At 71.3% G+C, this 12,731-nt stretch carries 17 protein-coding genes; 13 read left to right on the top strand and 4 right to left on the bottom strand.

Going from position 1 to position 12,731, the window contains the following annotated elements; translation table 11 throughout:
- Nucleotides 1-108 precede the first annotated feature (108 nt).
- On the bottom strand, nucleotides 109-645 hold the full coding sequence (locus SOM19_RS10705; RefSeq protein ID WP_320486500.1) for a hypothetical protein: 537 nt from the start codon (nucleotides 643-645) through the stop codon (nucleotides 109-111).
- Between the two features lie 363 nt (nucleotides 646-1,008).
- On the opposite strand from SOM19_RS10705, the gene SOM19_RS10700 reads away from it, so the two are divergent.
- From SOM19_RS10700 to SOM19_RS10675, 6 genes are read left to right on the top strand one after another with little or no spacing between them, the layout of a single operon-like run.
- The gene (locus tag SOM19_RS10700) at nucleotides 1,009-1,377 is read left to right on the top strand and encodes a hypothetical protein (RefSeq protein WP_320486499.1); all 369 of its coding nucleotides are present in this window, start codon (nucleotides 1,009-1,011) and stop codon (nucleotides 1,375-1,377) included.
- A 37-nt stretch (nucleotides 1,378-1,414) separates the two neighbouring features.
- The gene (locus tag SOM19_RS10695; RefSeq protein ID WP_320486498.1) at nucleotides 1,415-1,780 is read left to right on the top strand and encodes a TraR/DksA family transcriptional regulator; all 366 of its coding nucleotides are present in this window, start codon (nucleotides 1,415-1,417) and stop codon (nucleotides 1,778-1,780) included.
- A 1-nt stretch (nucleotide 1,781) separates the two neighbouring features.
- Nucleotides 1,782-2,219, top strand: coding sequence for a YchJ family protein (locus SOM19_RS10690; protein ID WP_320486497.1), 438 nt, complete (start codon nucleotides 1,782-1,784; stop codon nucleotides 2,217-2,219).
- A gap of 52 nt (nucleotides 2,220-2,271) precedes the next feature.
- Nucleotides 2,272-3,048: an isocitrate lyase/PEP mutase family protein gene (locus SOM19_RS10685; RefSeq protein WP_320486496.1), complete on the top strand. Its 777-nt coding sequence runs from the start codon at nucleotides 2,272-2,274 to the stop codon at nucleotides 3,046-3,048.
- Nucleotides 3,049-3,058: 10 nt separating this feature from the next.
- On the top strand, nucleotides 3,059-3,967 hold the full coding sequence (mmuM, locus tag SOM19_RS10680; protein WP_320486495.1) for a homocysteine S-methyltransferase: 909 nt from the start codon (nucleotides 3,059-3,061) through the stop codon (nucleotides 3,965-3,967).
- 44 nt (nucleotides 3,968-4,011) lie between these two features.
- Nucleotides 4,012-5,106: an NAD(P)-binding domain-containing protein gene (locus tag SOM19_RS10675; protein WP_320486494.1), complete on the top strand. Its 1,095-nt coding sequence runs from the start codon at nucleotides 4,012-4,014 to the stop codon at nucleotides 5,104-5,106.
- 40 nt (nucleotides 5,107-5,146) lie between these two features.
- Here the strand turns inward: SOM19_RS10675 and SOM19_RS10670 are convergent, their stop codons facing one another.
- On the bottom strand, nucleotides 5,147-6,172 hold the full coding sequence (locus SOM19_RS10670) for a serine hydrolase domain-containing protein (protein WP_320486493.1): 1,026 nt from the start codon (nucleotides 6,170-6,172) through the stop codon (nucleotides 5,147-5,149).
- Between the two features lie 101 nt (nucleotides 6,173-6,273).
- Here SOM19_RS10670 and SOM19_RS10665 point away from each other — a divergent pair, with 101 nt between their 5' ends.
- Nucleotides 6,274-7,692 carry an APC family permease gene (locus SOM19_RS10665; RefSeq protein ID WP_320486492.1) on the top strand — a complete coding sequence of 473 codons (1,419 nt, stop codon included), beginning with the start codon at nucleotides 6,274-6,276 and terminating at the stop codon, nucleotides 7,690-7,692.
- A gap of 91 nt (nucleotides 7,693-7,783) precedes the next feature.
- A complete protein-coding gene (locus SOM19_RS10660; RefSeq protein WP_320486491.1) occupies nucleotides 7,784-8,428 on the top strand; it encodes an NAD(P)H-binding protein in 645 nt (214 codons plus the stop codon).
- A gap of 6 nt (nucleotides 8,429-8,434) precedes the next feature.
- On the opposite strand, the gene SOM19_RS10655 is transcribed toward SOM19_RS10660, so the two are convergent.
- Together SOM19_RS10655 and SOM19_RS10650 are read right to left on the bottom strand one after the other, a co-directional pair.
- On the bottom strand, nucleotides 8,435-8,728 hold the full coding sequence (locus SOM19_RS10655) for a DUF503 domain-containing protein (protein ID WP_320486490.1): 294 nt from the start codon (nucleotides 8,726-8,728) through the stop codon (nucleotides 8,435-8,437).
- 43 nt (nucleotides 8,729-8,771) lie between these two features.
- Nucleotides 8,772-8,981, bottom strand: a complete 210-nt coding sequence (locus SOM19_RS10650) for a DUF1653 domain-containing protein (RefSeq protein ID WP_320486489.1) — start codon at nucleotides 8,979-8,981, stop codon at nucleotides 8,772-8,774.
- Nucleotides 8,982-9,026: 45 nt separating this feature from the next.
- On the opposite strand from SOM19_RS10650, the gene SOM19_RS10645 reads away from it, so the two are divergent.
- From SOM19_RS10645 to SOM19_RS10625, 5 genes are all read left to right on the top strand, one after another.
- Nucleotides 9,027-10,076 (top strand): zinc-dependent alcohol dehydrogenase family protein, encoded by a 1,050-nt coding sequence (locus SOM19_RS10645; RefSeq protein WP_320486488.1) that lies wholly within the window; start codon nucleotides 9,027-9,029, stop codon nucleotides 10,074-10,076.
- 138 nt (nucleotides 10,077-10,214) lie between these two features.
- Nucleotides 10,215-10,955 carry a glucose 1-dehydrogenase gene (locus SOM19_RS10640; RefSeq protein ID WP_320486487.1) on the top strand — a complete coding sequence of 247 codons (741 nt, stop codon included), beginning with the start codon at nucleotides 10,215-10,217 and terminating at the stop codon, nucleotides 10,953-10,955.
- Nucleotides 10,956-11,013: 58 nt separating this feature from the next.
- Nucleotides 11,014-11,598 (top strand): TetR/AcrR family transcriptional regulator, encoded by a 585-nt coding sequence (locus SOM19_RS10635; RefSeq protein WP_320486486.1) that lies wholly within the window; start codon nucleotides 11,014-11,016, stop codon nucleotides 11,596-11,598.
- Nucleotides 11,599-11,722: 124 nt separating this feature from the next.
- Complete coding sequence (locus SOM19_RS10630; protein ID WP_320486485.1) at nucleotides 11,723-11,890, top strand: hypothetical protein; 168 nt, start codon at nucleotides 11,723-11,725, stop codon at nucleotides 11,888-11,890.
- A complete protein-coding gene (locus SOM19_RS10625; RefSeq protein ID WP_320486484.1) occupies nucleotides 11,887-12,546 on the top strand; it encodes a PH domain-containing protein in 660 nt (219 codons plus the stop codon). Before SOM19_RS10630 ends, SOM19_RS10625 begins: the two co-directional genes overlap by 4 nt.
- The last annotated feature ends 185 nt before the right edge of the window (nucleotides 12,547-12,731 follow it).

Raw genomic sequence — 12,731 nt, 5'->3', positions numbered from 1 at the left:
CGGAGTTGGTTGCGTCGCATGTGGAGGTCCAAGTGCCGACGTCCTCACACACATCCGTGTGTACGACCGGCGAGCCGCCGACAGATAGCAGAGCCAGAACCGCAACCGCTAGGACGTGCACGTTGGAGTTCCAGCCCGCGGACCGATCGATTGGACGAGAAGACCTGTTGGCGATGTGTCGTCGGGGGCGAGCTCGACGGACAAGCTTTGCACCGCGGTCCGGTCGTCATCGACCAAGGACTCACCAGATGAACTGAGAACCTCGATCGCAGAGACGTCGAGACAGACGGCGAGTGTCACCCCGTCGTCATTCTCTGTGTCCAACTCGACGAGCTGTACGGATGACGAGCCACTCACTGATGCGCCGTCTGCGTGATAACTGGTCAGACCTTTGCGATCGGAAGCGTTTAGCTCACCCGTGGTCCACGCGTACACGTCCTCGAACGTCTGGGGATCGCTCAGGTCCACCCGGTTGAGCGCATCGACGTAGGCGCGGTACGTCTCTTCCGCCGCGGCGAATGCCTCGGCCTCGCTCGAGAATCCCGGGGTCGGCTCGCTCGAGGGGACGGGGATGGGGCTGCAGCCGACGAGGGCCGCCACGAGAACGGCCACCGCGAGGGTCAGCGAGGCCGTTCGCGAAGTCACGCCACCACGGTATCCGCGATGGGATCGGGGTCTGCCGACTTATCCACATGCCGGTCCGGCGCGCGCGCTGCACCCGCTCGAACGGCCGGGTGGGGAGGAGCCGGCGGTCGAGTGGGGGCCCATGACCGCCGGCTCTGGGCGACTCGAAGAGGCCGCCCCTTGTGCCCCTGGGGGTGGGCACGAGGCGGGGCCCCGCCGGGCGTCGCGCCCGCCGGTGCCCGCGGTGTCGGACCGGGCCGTCACCGGGGCGGCCGACGTCGTGGAGACATCCTCAGAATCCCACTTCGACCTGGGAATCAGCTTTGTTCGACAGCGTTCGGAGAGCCCATGGACCACGGCTCCGGCGACTGAGATCATGACCTCATGAAGATCGGGAAGCTCCTCGTGGCCGCGGGGCTGGCAGCGGCGATCCTCGGGCTGGGTGCCTGCACGTCGCCCGCCGGCCCGGTGATCGCGCCGATCACGCGAGACGTCGGATCCCTCCAGGGTGAGACGGTCGAACTCGTCGTGGGTCAGGCTCTCAACATCGACACGGGCGACCTCGACGTCACGAGCTACGAGGGCGAGGTCGCCGACCCGGCGATCGCCGAGTTCGTCGCCGGCAGGGAGTCGTACGGGGCCGTCTACAACCCCGGGGTGAAGGCGCTGGCGGAGGGGACGACGACCGTCGTGCTGTCCGACAGCGACGCCGCGACCGAGGACGTCACCTTCACCGTCGAGGTCCGGCCCTGACACCCCATCGCGGTGCGGCCCGCGTACGCTCGAACCGATGGTCTCCCACCCCGCTCCCGACGAGCGCGACGCGCAGCTCAGCGCTCTCCATGCCGACGCCGTCGCACGTCTGAGCGCTCTGGACGACTCGATGAGGCAGCTGCGCTCCGACCGCGGTGCCGACGTCGCCGACGACGAGCACGATCCGGAAGGCGTCACGCTGTCGTCCGAGTGGGCCCGTCTGGCCGGCCTGCGCGCGGGGGTCGCGCGCGAACTCGATGAGATCGACGGCGCCGTCGATCGCCGGGCCGCGGGGGCCGACGGCATCTGCGCGGACTGCGGCCGGGGCATCCCGATCGAACGACTCCTCGCGCGTCCGACCGCGACCCGCTGCGTCGACTGTGCGGCGAAGGCGGGAGGCTGACGTGTCGTTCGGCGCCGCCGCCTCCCGCGACACCCCGAAGCCCGGCTTCCCGCGCGTCCGCCCCACAGACCCCTGCCCGTGCGGCAGTGGCGGGAGGTACGACGGATGCTGCGGCCCGCTGCTGCAGGGCGCTCCCGCCCCCTCGGCCGAGCGCCTGATGCGGTCGCGCTACACGGCGTTCGTCGTCGGTGACAGCCGCTACCTCTCCGACACCTGGCACCCCGGCACGCGGCCCGACGACCTCGAGCTGGATCCCTCGCAGCGCTGGACGGGGCTCCAGATCGTCGCGGTGGAGGCGGGCGGCCCGGGCGACCCGCGCGGCGTCGTGGAGTTCCGGGCGGAGTGGAGGTCCGGGCGGGAACGCGGCGTGCTGGAGGAGCGGAGCAGGTTCGTGCACCGCGGCGAACGCTGGTGGTACCTCGACGGGAACGTCGCGTGATCGACCGGTGACGACGGGCCCGCACCCGTCGCTGCGCCGTTAGCGTGGACGCATGAGCACTCAGGTCGACAAAGCCCAGTCCCTCGCGCGTCTGCATGCCGCGCCCGAGATCCTCCGCGTCGTGAACGTGTGGGACGCCGTCTCCACCAAGACCATCGCCGCACTGCCCGAGACCCGCGCGATCGCCACCGCGGGTCACTCGATCGCCGCCAGCTACGGCTACCGGGACGGCGAGATCCCCCTCGACGTCGCGCTCGACATGCTGGGGCGCATCGTCGAGGCGGCCGGCGACCTGCCGGTGTCGGCCGATCTCGACGCCGGACACGGCAACCCCGGCGAGACCATCCGTCGTGCGATCGGCAAGGGCGTGGTCGGCGCGAACGTCGAGGACCGGCTCCAGCCGCTCGCGGACTCCGTCGCCGCGGTCGAGGCGATCATCGCCGCCGGAGCGGCCGAAGGCGTGCCCTTCGTGCTGAACGCGCGCACCGACGCGATCGTGCGTGGCGGCGATCGCCCGCTGCAGGAATCGATCGCCGACGCGATCGAGCGCGGGCGGGCGTACCTCGGCGCGGGTGCCGACCTGGTGTTCGTGCCGGGCATCCTCGACGCCGACACGACGCGCGCGCTGGTCGAGGGGATCGGCGAGCGCAAGGTCAGCGTGATCGGGCTTCCCGGAGCACTCAGCGCCGCCGAGTACGAAGCGCTCGGGGTCGCCCGCATCTCGTACGGTCCGATGACGCAGCGCGTCGCGCTGACCGCGCTGCAGGATGTCGCGGCCGACCTGTACCGCGACGGCGTGATCCCGTCCTCGACGCGCAGCCTCAACTGATCGGACGCGCATGACCGGGTTCGCCGATGCGCTCGCCGCCGGGCCGGTCGTGCTCGACGGCGGGCTCGGCACGCTGCTCGAGGCGCGCGGGCACGACCTGACCTCGTCACTGTGGTCGGCGCAGCTGCTGCTCCAGGCGCCGTCCGAGATCCGGGCGGCGCACGCCGAGTACTTCCGGGCCGGCGCCCGGATCGCGATCACCTCGTCGTACCAGGTCAGCTACGAAGGACTCGCCGCCGTCGGCCTCGATCGCGACGACGTGGGCGCACTGCTCACGCGCAGCGTCGAGGTGGCTCGCGAGGCTCGCGCCGATGCCGGTCTGTCGGAAGCGGAGGCGTGGGTCGCGGCATCCGTCGGTCCCTACGGCGCCAGCCGTGCGGACGGCAGCGAGTACACCGGCGACTACGGCCTGAGCGTTGCCGAGCTGCGCGCCTGGCACCGGCCGCGTCTGCGGGCTCTCGCGGCCACCGGAGCCGATGTGCTCGCCGTCGAGACGCTGCCGTCGCTGGCCGAGGTCGAAGCGGTGTGCGCCGAGCTGTCCGGCCTCGGCGTGCCCGCCTGGGTGAGCGTGACGGTGGGGCCGGCCGGGCGCCTCCGGACAGGGGAGACGATCGCGGATGCCGCGGCTGTCGTCGCCCGCACGCCCGAAGTCATCGCCTTCGGCGTGAACTGCTGCGCCGTCGCCGATGTGGGTCCGGCGCTCGCCGAGCTGCGGGGCGCCACCGAGCTCCCCGCCGTCGTCTATCCCAATAGCAGCGAGGAGTGGGACGCCGGACGGCGCGCCTGGTCGGGCGCGCCGGCGCCCGTCCACGAGTACGCGCCCGCCTGGGTCGATGGGGGAGCACGCCTGATCGGCGGGTGCTGCCGGGTCGGTCCGGACGAGATCGCACGGATCGCCCGGGCCGTCGCCCACCGCTGAGCGACGCCGGGAATCGGCAGCGCGCGTGCGCTGTTGTCCTCGCCATGGAGCCCGCACCCGTCGACGTCGTCGTGATCGGCGCCGGGCAGGCCGGGCTCTCCGCCGCGTATCACCTGCACCGTCGCGGATTCGTTCCGCTCGGGCGGGCCCAGGCCGAGGACGAGACCTTCGTCGTGCTGGACGCGAACGCCGAAGCCGGCGGCGCGTGGCAGCACCGGTGGGAGTCGCTGCGGATGGCCACGGTGAACGGCATCCACGAGCTTCCCGGGTTCCCCGTGCCGCCCGCCGACCCGCGGGCGGCGAGTCGCGAGGTGCTCCCCACGTACTTCGCGGAGTACGAAGACCGCTTCGCGCTCGACGTGCTGAGGCCCGTGCGCGTGCGCGCGGTGCGGCGCGAGGACGACGACCCGGCCGGGCGGCTCGTGGTCGAGACGGACCGAGGCACGTGGGCGGCGCGGTACGTGGTGAACGCGACCGGCACCTGGAGCCGCCCCTTCTGGCCCCGCTACCCCGGCCAGGAGCGGTTCCGAGGGCGCCAGCTCCACGTCGCCGACTACGTCTCCCGCGACGAGTTCGCGGGCAGGAGAGTGGTGATCGTCGGCGCCGGGGTCTCGGCGGTGCAGCTGCTGGATGAGATCTCGCACGTGGCCGACACCTACTGGGTGACCAGACGCGAACCGGACTGGATCGAGGACGACTTCGACGTACCCGCGCGCGTCGCCGCCATCGCGGGTGTCGAGGATCGGGTAAGCCGCGGCTTGCCGCCGGGCAGCGTGATCTCGGTGACCGGGATGCACTGGACACCGTGGGCGCGCGCGGCCGAGGAGCGCGGCGTCCTGGTGCGGCATCCCATGTTCTCCGCGATCGAGGAGGACGGCGTGCGGATGCCCGATGGCACGCTCGTGGAGGCAGACGTGATCCTGTGGGCGACGGGATTCCGGCCGGCGCTCGATCACCTCGCCCCGTTGCGGCTGCGCACCCCGGAGGGCGGCATCCGCGTCGCGGACGGACGCTCGCTCGATGAGCCGCGCCTGTTCCTGATCGGGTACGGCCCGTCGCAGTCGACCGTCGGAGCGAACCGCGCCGGCCGCGCGGCCGTCCGGGCCATCGTGGGGGAGCGGTCCGCGGTCGCGGCCTGACAGCACCGCACCGCTCGGCAAGGGCGCTCGACCCGCGCGGTCAGCCCTTGAGGCGGTCCGCGTATTCGCGGATGACGCCCCAGGCGCCCTCCGACGTGTTGGACACGATCGACACGGTGGTGCGCGTCTCCGGGTCGAAGCGCGTGCGGATGGACACGCCCGCGTCGTAGCCCTCCAGCACGATGCCGGGTCCGTCGAGGTCGAGCCAGAATCCGAGCCCGTACCGGAGGCCCTCCGAGGGGACCGTGTGGCGCGGCCGCCACATCTCGGCCACGGACGCCTCGGTGAGCACCGCACCGTCGGCCAGCGCTCGCCACAGGCGGCTCAGGTCGGCGGCGGTCGTGAACGCGCCGCCGTCGCCGTTGCCCCGCACCGGCAGGTGCAGCACGTTGGAGCGCAGCGACGCCGGATCCTCGTACACGTAGCCGATCGCGGCGTCGCCGGGCAGTTCGTCCAGTCGCAGGAAGCCGGTGCCCTCGAGGCCGGCGGGAGCGAACACGCGCGACGACACGAGGTCATGGAACGGCATCCCGCTCGCGCGCTCGGCGATGATCGCGAGCACGATGAAGCCGCCGTTGTTGTACGTGAAGTGCTCGCCCGGCGCGGACTTCTGCGGGAAGCCGTCGACGGCCCGGACGAACGCCTCGGTCTGGGCGAGCTCGTTGAGGGGGACGGTGAGCACGTAGTCGTCGACCTCCCAGTCGGCGTCCTCGTCGAGGTAGTCGCCGATCCCCGAAGTGTGCGACAGGAGGTGCTCCACCGTGACGTCGTCGGCGATCAGGGGCAGGTCGCCGCCCAGGATGCCGCGCACCGCCGTGTCGAGCTGCAGCGTGCCGTCCTCGACGAGGCTCATCACGGCGAGCGCGGTGAACGCCTTGCTCGCGCTGGCCATGCCGAAGCGCATCCCCACGTCGTTCGCGATGCCGTGCGCCCGGTCGGCGAGACCGTACGCCTGCGCGAACAAGGGCGAGCCGTCGACGTCGACGGAGACCACGCCGTTCATCTTGTCGGTGCGCGCACGGTCGTCCAGAGCGGCGGCGAGGGTGTCGAGGTCGAGGTGCGACATGGGGCTCACGCTACGGCGTGGGTGGGACCGGCGCCAGGCGGGTACGGTGGCAGGCGGGTCCGCTCCGACGGCGGACGAGTCCGTCGCCGGGAGGTCGTCGCATGGGAATCGCGCAGGAGCTGTTCCGCCGGAAGCCGGTCACCGCACCGGTGGCGGCGCCCGGAGGTCTCACCCGCGGCATCGGGACGTTCCAGCTCGCGATGCTCGGTGTCGGAGCGACGATCGGCACCGGCGTCTTCTTCGTGATGCACGAGGCCGTTCCCCTCGCGGGGCCCGCCGTCATCCTCGCCTTCGTGATCGCCGCGCTCGCAGCCGGCCTCTCCGCCGTCTGCTACGCCGAGATGGCGTCGGCGGTGCCGGTCTCGGGCTCGACTTACTCCTACGCGTACGCGACGCTCGGCGAGATCGTCGCGATGGGTGTCGCGGCCTGTCTCATGCTCGAGTACGGCGTGTCGACGGCCGCGGTGGCGTCGGGCTGGAGCGGCTATCTCGATCGCCTCATCGGCGACCTGTTCGGCTGGAGCCTTCCTGCCGCGCTCACCGTCGGTCCCCTCGAGGGCGGGGTCATCAACCTTCCTGCCGTGGTGCTCGTGGGCCTCTGCGCGCTCCTGCTGATCCGCGGGACCAAGGAGTCGGCGACGGTCAACGCGGTGATGGTCATCATCAAGATCGGCGTGCTGCTGATGTTCGCCGCCATCGCGATCACCGCCTTCAACGCCGACAACTTCGCCGACTTCGCCCCGCACGGGGCCGCCGGGGTCACTGCTGCCGCCGGCACGATCTTCTTCACCTTCATCGGTCTGGACGCCGTCTCGACGGCCGGAGACGAGGTGCGGGATCCGCAGCGCTCGCTCCCGAGGGCGATCCTCATCGCGCTGGCGGTCGTCGTCGCGGTGTATCTGTTCGTGGCCGTCGCCGCCGTCGGCGCACAGCCGTGGCAGGACTTCGAGGACCCCGGTCAGCAGAGCGCCGGCCTGGCGGTGATCCTGGGCGATGTGCTCGGCGCCTCGTGGCCGGCGACCGTCCTCGCGGCCGGTGCCGTCATCTCGATCTTCTCCGTGACGCTCGTGACCCTCTTCGGCCAGACCCGCATCCTGTACTCGATCGGACGGGACGGTCTGCTCCCGAAGGCGTTCGCGCGGGTGGATCCGCGCACGCACACCCCGGTCTTCTCGACCATCGTCGTCGCCATCGCCGTCGCACTCCTCGCGGGACTCATCCCGCTGTCGAGCCTGTGGGACCTGGTCTCGATGGGCACGCTCGTGGCCTTCATCGTCGTGTCGGTCGGGGTCATGGTGCTGCGGCGCACGCACCCCGACCTTCCGCGCGCCTTCCGGGTGCCGGGCTACCCCGTCACTCCGGTCCTCGCGATCCTTGCGTGCCTGTACCTCATCACCGGGCTGGGCTGGTCGACGTACGCCTGGTTCGCGGTGTGGGTCGCCGTGGTCCTCGCGTTCTACCTGCTGTGGGGCCGGCGCCACAGCGCGCTCGCCGCCACGGTGCGCAGGCTCGAGGAGTGAACGACATCGTTCTCGCCGTCACTTCTCAGCGCAACCGCCCCGCCGACGGTCCCGCGGCGTAGCGTGGACGGAAAGACGGAAGGAGGCCTCCATGGCCCGCATTCTCCTCTTCGGCGGCCACGGCAAGGTTGCGCTGCTGCTCGAGCCGCTGCTCGTCCGGCAGGGGCACACGGTGACCGCCGTCATCCGCAACGCCGAGCACGAGGCAGACGTGGCCGCGACCGGAGCGACGCCGCTCGTCGCCGACATCGAGGTCTTCGACCTCGACCAGCTCACCAACCTGGTCAGCGGCAATGACGTCGTGGTCTGGTCGGCGGGCGCCGGCGGCGGCAGCGCCGCGCGCACCTACGCGGTCGACCGCGATGCCGCGATCAGGTCCATGGACGCCGCCGTCGCCGCGGGCGTGACCCGCTACCTGATGGTCTCGTGGATCGGTTCCCGCGCCGACCACGGGGTCGCGCGCGACAACTCGTTCTTCGCGTACGCCGACGCCAAGTGGGCCGCCGACGCGCACCTGCAGGAGTCCGGGCTCCAGTGGACGATCCTCGCCCCGGGCACGCTCACGCTGGATCCGCCGACCGGTCTCATCGAGGTCGACCCGGACGGGCGGGGAGAGGTGACGAGAGCGGATGTCGCGGCCGTGGTGGCCGCGGCCATCGACGACGACACGACGATCGGCCGCAGCATCCGCTTCGGCAACGGCCGAGTGCCGATCGCCGAAGCCATCGCGGGCTGAAGCGGGTCAGTCGTCGCTCGAGTGAAGTCCGCGATGCGCTGAGAGAAGGGTCAGCTCGGGGTGGTCGGCCACGAGCCGCTCCGCCCGGTCGAGCACGTCGCGGACGTGGGACGAGCCCGCCGCGACCACCGACACCCCGACCACGGACCGTCGATGCAGATCGTGCTCGCCGACTTCGGCCGCCGCCGCCTCGGTGCGGCGACTCAGCTCGGCGATGAGCGGCCGCAGGACGCTGCGCTTCTCCTTGAGCGACCGCACGTCGCCCAGCAGGAGGTCGAACTCGATCCAGCCGATCCACATCGCCCCATCGTGCCAGTCCCGTGGGAATGGGCGCGGGTGGCCGTCACTCCACCGGGGCGAAGCGAGGGCCGTGGTAGTCGCCGCGGTCGACGTGCTCGGTCCACATCGAGATCGGTCGCACCCACAGCCCACGGCTGCCGGAGAGCGCGCGGTAGACGACATGCTCCTCCTCGGTCTCGCTGTGCCGCGCGACGCCGATCACCTCGTACTCGGCGCCCTTGAAGTGGCGGTAGGTCCCGGGCTCGATCGTCATGCGCCCAGGCTACGACGCCGGCGCGGTGCGTCGTAGGCTCGTCGCATGCTTGCCACCGTCATCCACGCCGCCCGCGACATCCGCGTCGAGGAAGTCCCCGATCCCGTCCTCTCCACGGGCGCCGACGCCATCGTCCGCGTCGTCGCCTCGTGCGTCTGCGGCTCGGACCTCTGGCCGTACCGCGGGGTGACCGAGACCGATGAGCCCCACCGGATCGGCCACGAGTTCGTCGGCGTCGTGGAGTCCGTCGGCGACGAGGTGCGCGCCGTGAAGCCCGGCGACTTCGTCATCGCGCCCTTCTACGTGTGCGACGGCACCTGCGCGAACTGCGTCAACGGGGTGAGCACGTCGTGCCTCACCGGAGGCTGGTGGGGGAGCGACGACCGCTTCGGCGGCTTCGCCGACGGCGGCCAGGGCGAGCGCGTCCGCGTGCCGCTGGCAGACGGCACGCTGGCGGTCGTCCCGGGTCCGGTCTCGGACGACGAGATCCCGGGGCTCCTGACGCTCAGCGACGTCATGGGCACCGGGCATCACGCCGCGATCTCCGCCGGCGTCGGCCCGGGCGATGCGGTGGCCGTCGTGGGGGACGGCGCGGTGGGCCTCTGCGCCATCATCGCGGGCAAGCGCCTCGGTGCGACGACGATCATCGCGATGTCGCGGCACCCGCAGCGCCAGGCCCTCGCCCGCGAGTTCGGTGCGACCCATGTCGTCGAGGAGCGGGGTGACGACGGCGTCAAGGCCGTGCGCGCGCTGACCGGAGGCATCGGCGCCGACCGGGTGCTCGAGTGCGTGGGGACCAAGGAGTCGATGGACCAGGCGCTCCGCTCCGCGCGGCCCGGCGGCATGGTGGGATACGTCGGCGTACCGAACGGCGGTCCCGAGCTTCCGATCCGCCAGATGTTCGGCCGCAACGTCGGCGTGAACGGCGGCGTCGCGCCGGTGCGCGGCTACATCGAGGAACTCCTTCCCGATGTGCGGTCCGGCGCGATCACGCCTGGCAGGGTCTTCGATCTCGTGCTGCCGCTCAGCGAGGCGGCCGAGGCCTACGCCGCCATGGACGAGCGCCGAGCCACCAAGGTGCTCCTGCGCCCGTAGGGCGATTCGTCTCCGGTCGGATTCGACCCAGCCGGCCCCTTCGCTATTCGACAGTTGTAGAATAGTTCCAGGCGTCGACGCCACCTGCCGGCGCCTCGGGCGAACAGCCCGTCACTCGATTCAGAGGAGGGTGCCGACATGGCACGCGTTGCAGGAAAGGTCGCGCTGATCAGCGGAGGAGCTCGGGGCATGGGGGCATCGCACGCCCGCCTGCTGGTCGAAGAGGGGGCGAAGGTCGTGCTCGGCGACCTGCTCGACGCCGAAGGTGAGGCGCTCGCTGCCGAGCTGGGTGACGCCGCGCGCTACGTGCACCTCGACGTCACGAGCTACTCCGACTGGGAGACCGCCGTCGAGCTCGCGGTGCGGGAGTTCGGCCGGCTCGATGTCCTCGTGAACAATGCGGGTATCGCGAACTTCGGGTCGATCGAGGAGTACACCCTCGACCAGTGGGACAAGATCATCGCCATCAACCTCACCGGCGTCTTCTACGGCATCAAGGCGGCGATCGAGCCGCTCAAGAGCAGCGGCAAGGGCTCGATCATCAACATCTCCTCGACGGCCGGCATCCAGGGCTATGAGGCGCTGCCCGGGTACAACGCGGCCAAGTTCGGCGTCCGCGGACTCTCGAAGAACGCCGCCCTCGACCTCGGCCGCTACAACATCCGCGTCAACTCGGTGCACCCGGGCGTCATCCGCACTCCGATGACCGACGAGCTCGACACGCCGCAGAGCCACGTCGCACTGCACCGCGTCGGAGAGCCCATCGAGCTGTCGAACCTCGTGCTGTTCCTGGCGAGCGACGAGTCGAGCTTCTCGACGGGTTCGGAGTTCATCGCGGACGGCGGCGAGACCGCCGGGCTCGCCCACTACGATTCCTGAGCGTGAGGGAGCGGATGTCTCGGCCGAGGCATCCGCTCCCGGCCCGAGAGGAGGCGACGTGCGGGAGGATCCGCGGCAGACCCGGACACGTGAGGCGCTGGGTTCCGCGCTCGTGCGGCTGCTCCAGGTGCAGCCCCTCGACGAACTCTCCGTGGCCGCTCTGTGCCGGGAGGCGGGCGTGCACCGCACCACCTTCTACGGTCACGCGGACGGCGTCGACACCTTCGCCGTCGCCTGGTTCACGCGCGACATCGACGATCTGAGCGCTGTCGCGCCCGCCGCGGAGTCGCCGCGCGACGTCGCCGGCGAGTACCTCCACGCGCTGCGCGCGACCCTGCAGCACGTCGCAGCTCAGCGGACCGTCTTCCGTGCCATGTTCGCGTCGGGTTCGAGGGGCGCCCTCCGCAGCGCGCTCGAGGAGCGCCTGCGCAGCCGTGCCGCCCTGGCGATCGACGTGCTCGACGCGCACGGGGCGGCCGGCCTTCCGTCGGGCGGCCGGGCGCGTGTCGAGGCCTCCGCCTTCATCGCCGGCGGACTCGTCGGCGTGATCGAGGCGTGGACGCAGGAGAGCGACGACGACGCGGACGCGGCCGGCGCCCGGGTGCTCGCGCTGATGCCCCGATGGTGGCCGCTCGCCGGGTGATCACGACCGGATCCCGCGACGCGCCGTGCCGAGATCCCAGCGACGCGGGTGATCTGCGGTAAAATCGTATGAGTTGCGCTCCGGGGGGAACGCCTTGTACTCGTCGACGTAAAGGACCCCCGCCGTGAAGCTCGTCAGGCGCATTGCCATCGCCCTCATCGTCGCGTTCGCCCTCTTCTACCTCGTGACGCGTCCGCAGGACGCCGCAGACGCGGTGCAGGGCGCTGTGGGCGCCGTCTGGGGAGCCGGCACCGCGGTCACCCAGTTCTTCGTGTCGCTCAGCGGCGGATGAGCCTGCTCGACCCGCGCATCGAGCGGCACCTCATCGCCGATCAGGGCGAGGTGGTGATCGACGAGGTGCGCAAGCACTGGGCCGCGATCGTCGGCGCGAGCCTCGAGCTCTTCGCGGGCACCGTCGTGCTGCTGCTGGCCTTCTTCGCGCGGCAGGCGTGGTGGCTGCCGCTGATCCTCGGCGGTGCGATCGTGCTGCACGCATGGTGGCGGATCCTGGAGCAGCGCATGGACCGGCTCGTGATCACCAACATGCGCGTCTTCCGGGTGCACGGCATCCTGTCGCAGCGCATCGCGACCATGCCGCTCTCGCGCATCCTCGACGTGTCGGTGCACAAGCCCATCGTCGGGCGCATGGTGGGGTTCGGGCACTTCGTGTTCGAGTCGGCGGCCCAGGAGCAGGGTCTGCGCGAAGTGCGATTCGTGGGGGATCCCGACGAGCGCGGACTGACGATCCAGCGTGTGATCCAGCAGGCCGGCCTGCGCGGGTTCGTCGCACAGCAGCCCCTCCCGCTGTCGCAGGCGCCGGTGCGCATGCCGCCGAGACCACCGCTGCCCGCCCCCGACTGGCGCGACTCGCAGGACTACCCGACCGCGCCCGTACCCCCGTTCCACCCCGATCGCACGACCACCGCGCCCATCGATCTGCCCCGCTGAGGAACATCACGGCCGCCTGCCGCGTTCTGGTACCCTGGACTGTCACTCGTGTGGCTGTATCGCCACGCCCTGGATCCGGCACGCGCCGGACCGGGTGACAACGCACCACAACAATCCGCTCCGCTTCGGCTCGAGGCATCCGTTCGCGATTTTCGCGTGTGGAGGCCGGTCTGTACGAGCCGGGC

Source organism: Microbacterium sp. CFBP9034 (assembly GCF_034045255.1).
Taxonomy (GTDB): domain Bacteria; phylum Actinomycetota; class Actinomycetes; order Actinomycetales; family Microbacteriaceae; genus Microbacterium.
Note: the sequence above shows the minus strand (reverse complement) of the source record. Positions and strands in the feature narration are given on the sequence as shown.

Coding starts and splice junctions, on each gene's coding strand:
- SOM19_RS10700 (WP_320486499.1), top strand. CDS start 1,009: ATGAAGATCGGGAAGCTCCTCGTGGCCGCGGGGCTGGCAGCGGCGATC.
- SOM19_RS10695 (WP_320486498.1), top strand. CDS start 1,415: ATGGTCTCCCACCCCGCTCCCGACGAGCGCGACGCGCAGCTCAGCGCT.
- SOM19_RS10685 (WP_320486496.1), top strand. CDS start 2,272: ATGAGCACTCAGGTCGACAAAGCCCAGTCCCTCGCGCGTCTGCATGCC.
- mmuM (WP_320486495.1), top strand. CDS start 3,059: ATGACCGGGTTCGCCGATGCGCTCGCCGCCGGGCCGGTCGTGCTCGAC.
- SOM19_RS10675 (WP_320486494.1), top strand. CDS start 4,012: ATGGAGCCCGCACCCGTCGACGTCGTCGTGATCGGCGCCGGGCAGGCC.
- SOM19_RS10670 (WP_320486493.1), bottom strand. CDS start 6,172: ATGTCGCACCTCGACCTCGACACCCTCGCCGCCGCTCTGGACGACCGT.
- SOM19_RS10665 (WP_320486492.1), top strand. CDS start 6,274: ATGGGAATCGCGCAGGAGCTGTTCCGCCGGAAGCCGGTCACCGCACCG.
- SOM19_RS10660 (WP_320486491.1), top strand. CDS start 7,784: ATGGCCCGCATTCTCCTCTTCGGCGGCCACGGCAAGGTTGCGCTGCTG.
- SOM19_RS10655 (WP_320486490.1), bottom strand. CDS start 8,728: ATGTGGATCGGCTGGATCGAGTTCGACCTCCTGCTGGGCGACGTGCGG.
- SOM19_RS10650 (WP_320486489.1), bottom strand. CDS start 8,981: ATGACGATCGAGCCCGGGACCTACCGCCACTTCAAGGGCGCCGAGTAC.
- SOM19_RS10645 (WP_320486488.1), top strand. CDS start 9,027: ATGCTTGCCACCGTCATCCACGCCGCCCGCGACATCCGCGTCGAGGAA.
- SOM19_RS10640 (WP_320486487.1), top strand. CDS start 10,215: ATGGCACGCGTTGCAGGAAAGGTCGCGCTGATCAGCGGAGGAGCTCGG.
- SOM19_RS10625 (WP_320486484.1), top strand. CDS start 11,887: ATGAGCCTGCTCGACCCGCGCATCGAGCGGCACCTCATCGCCGATCAG.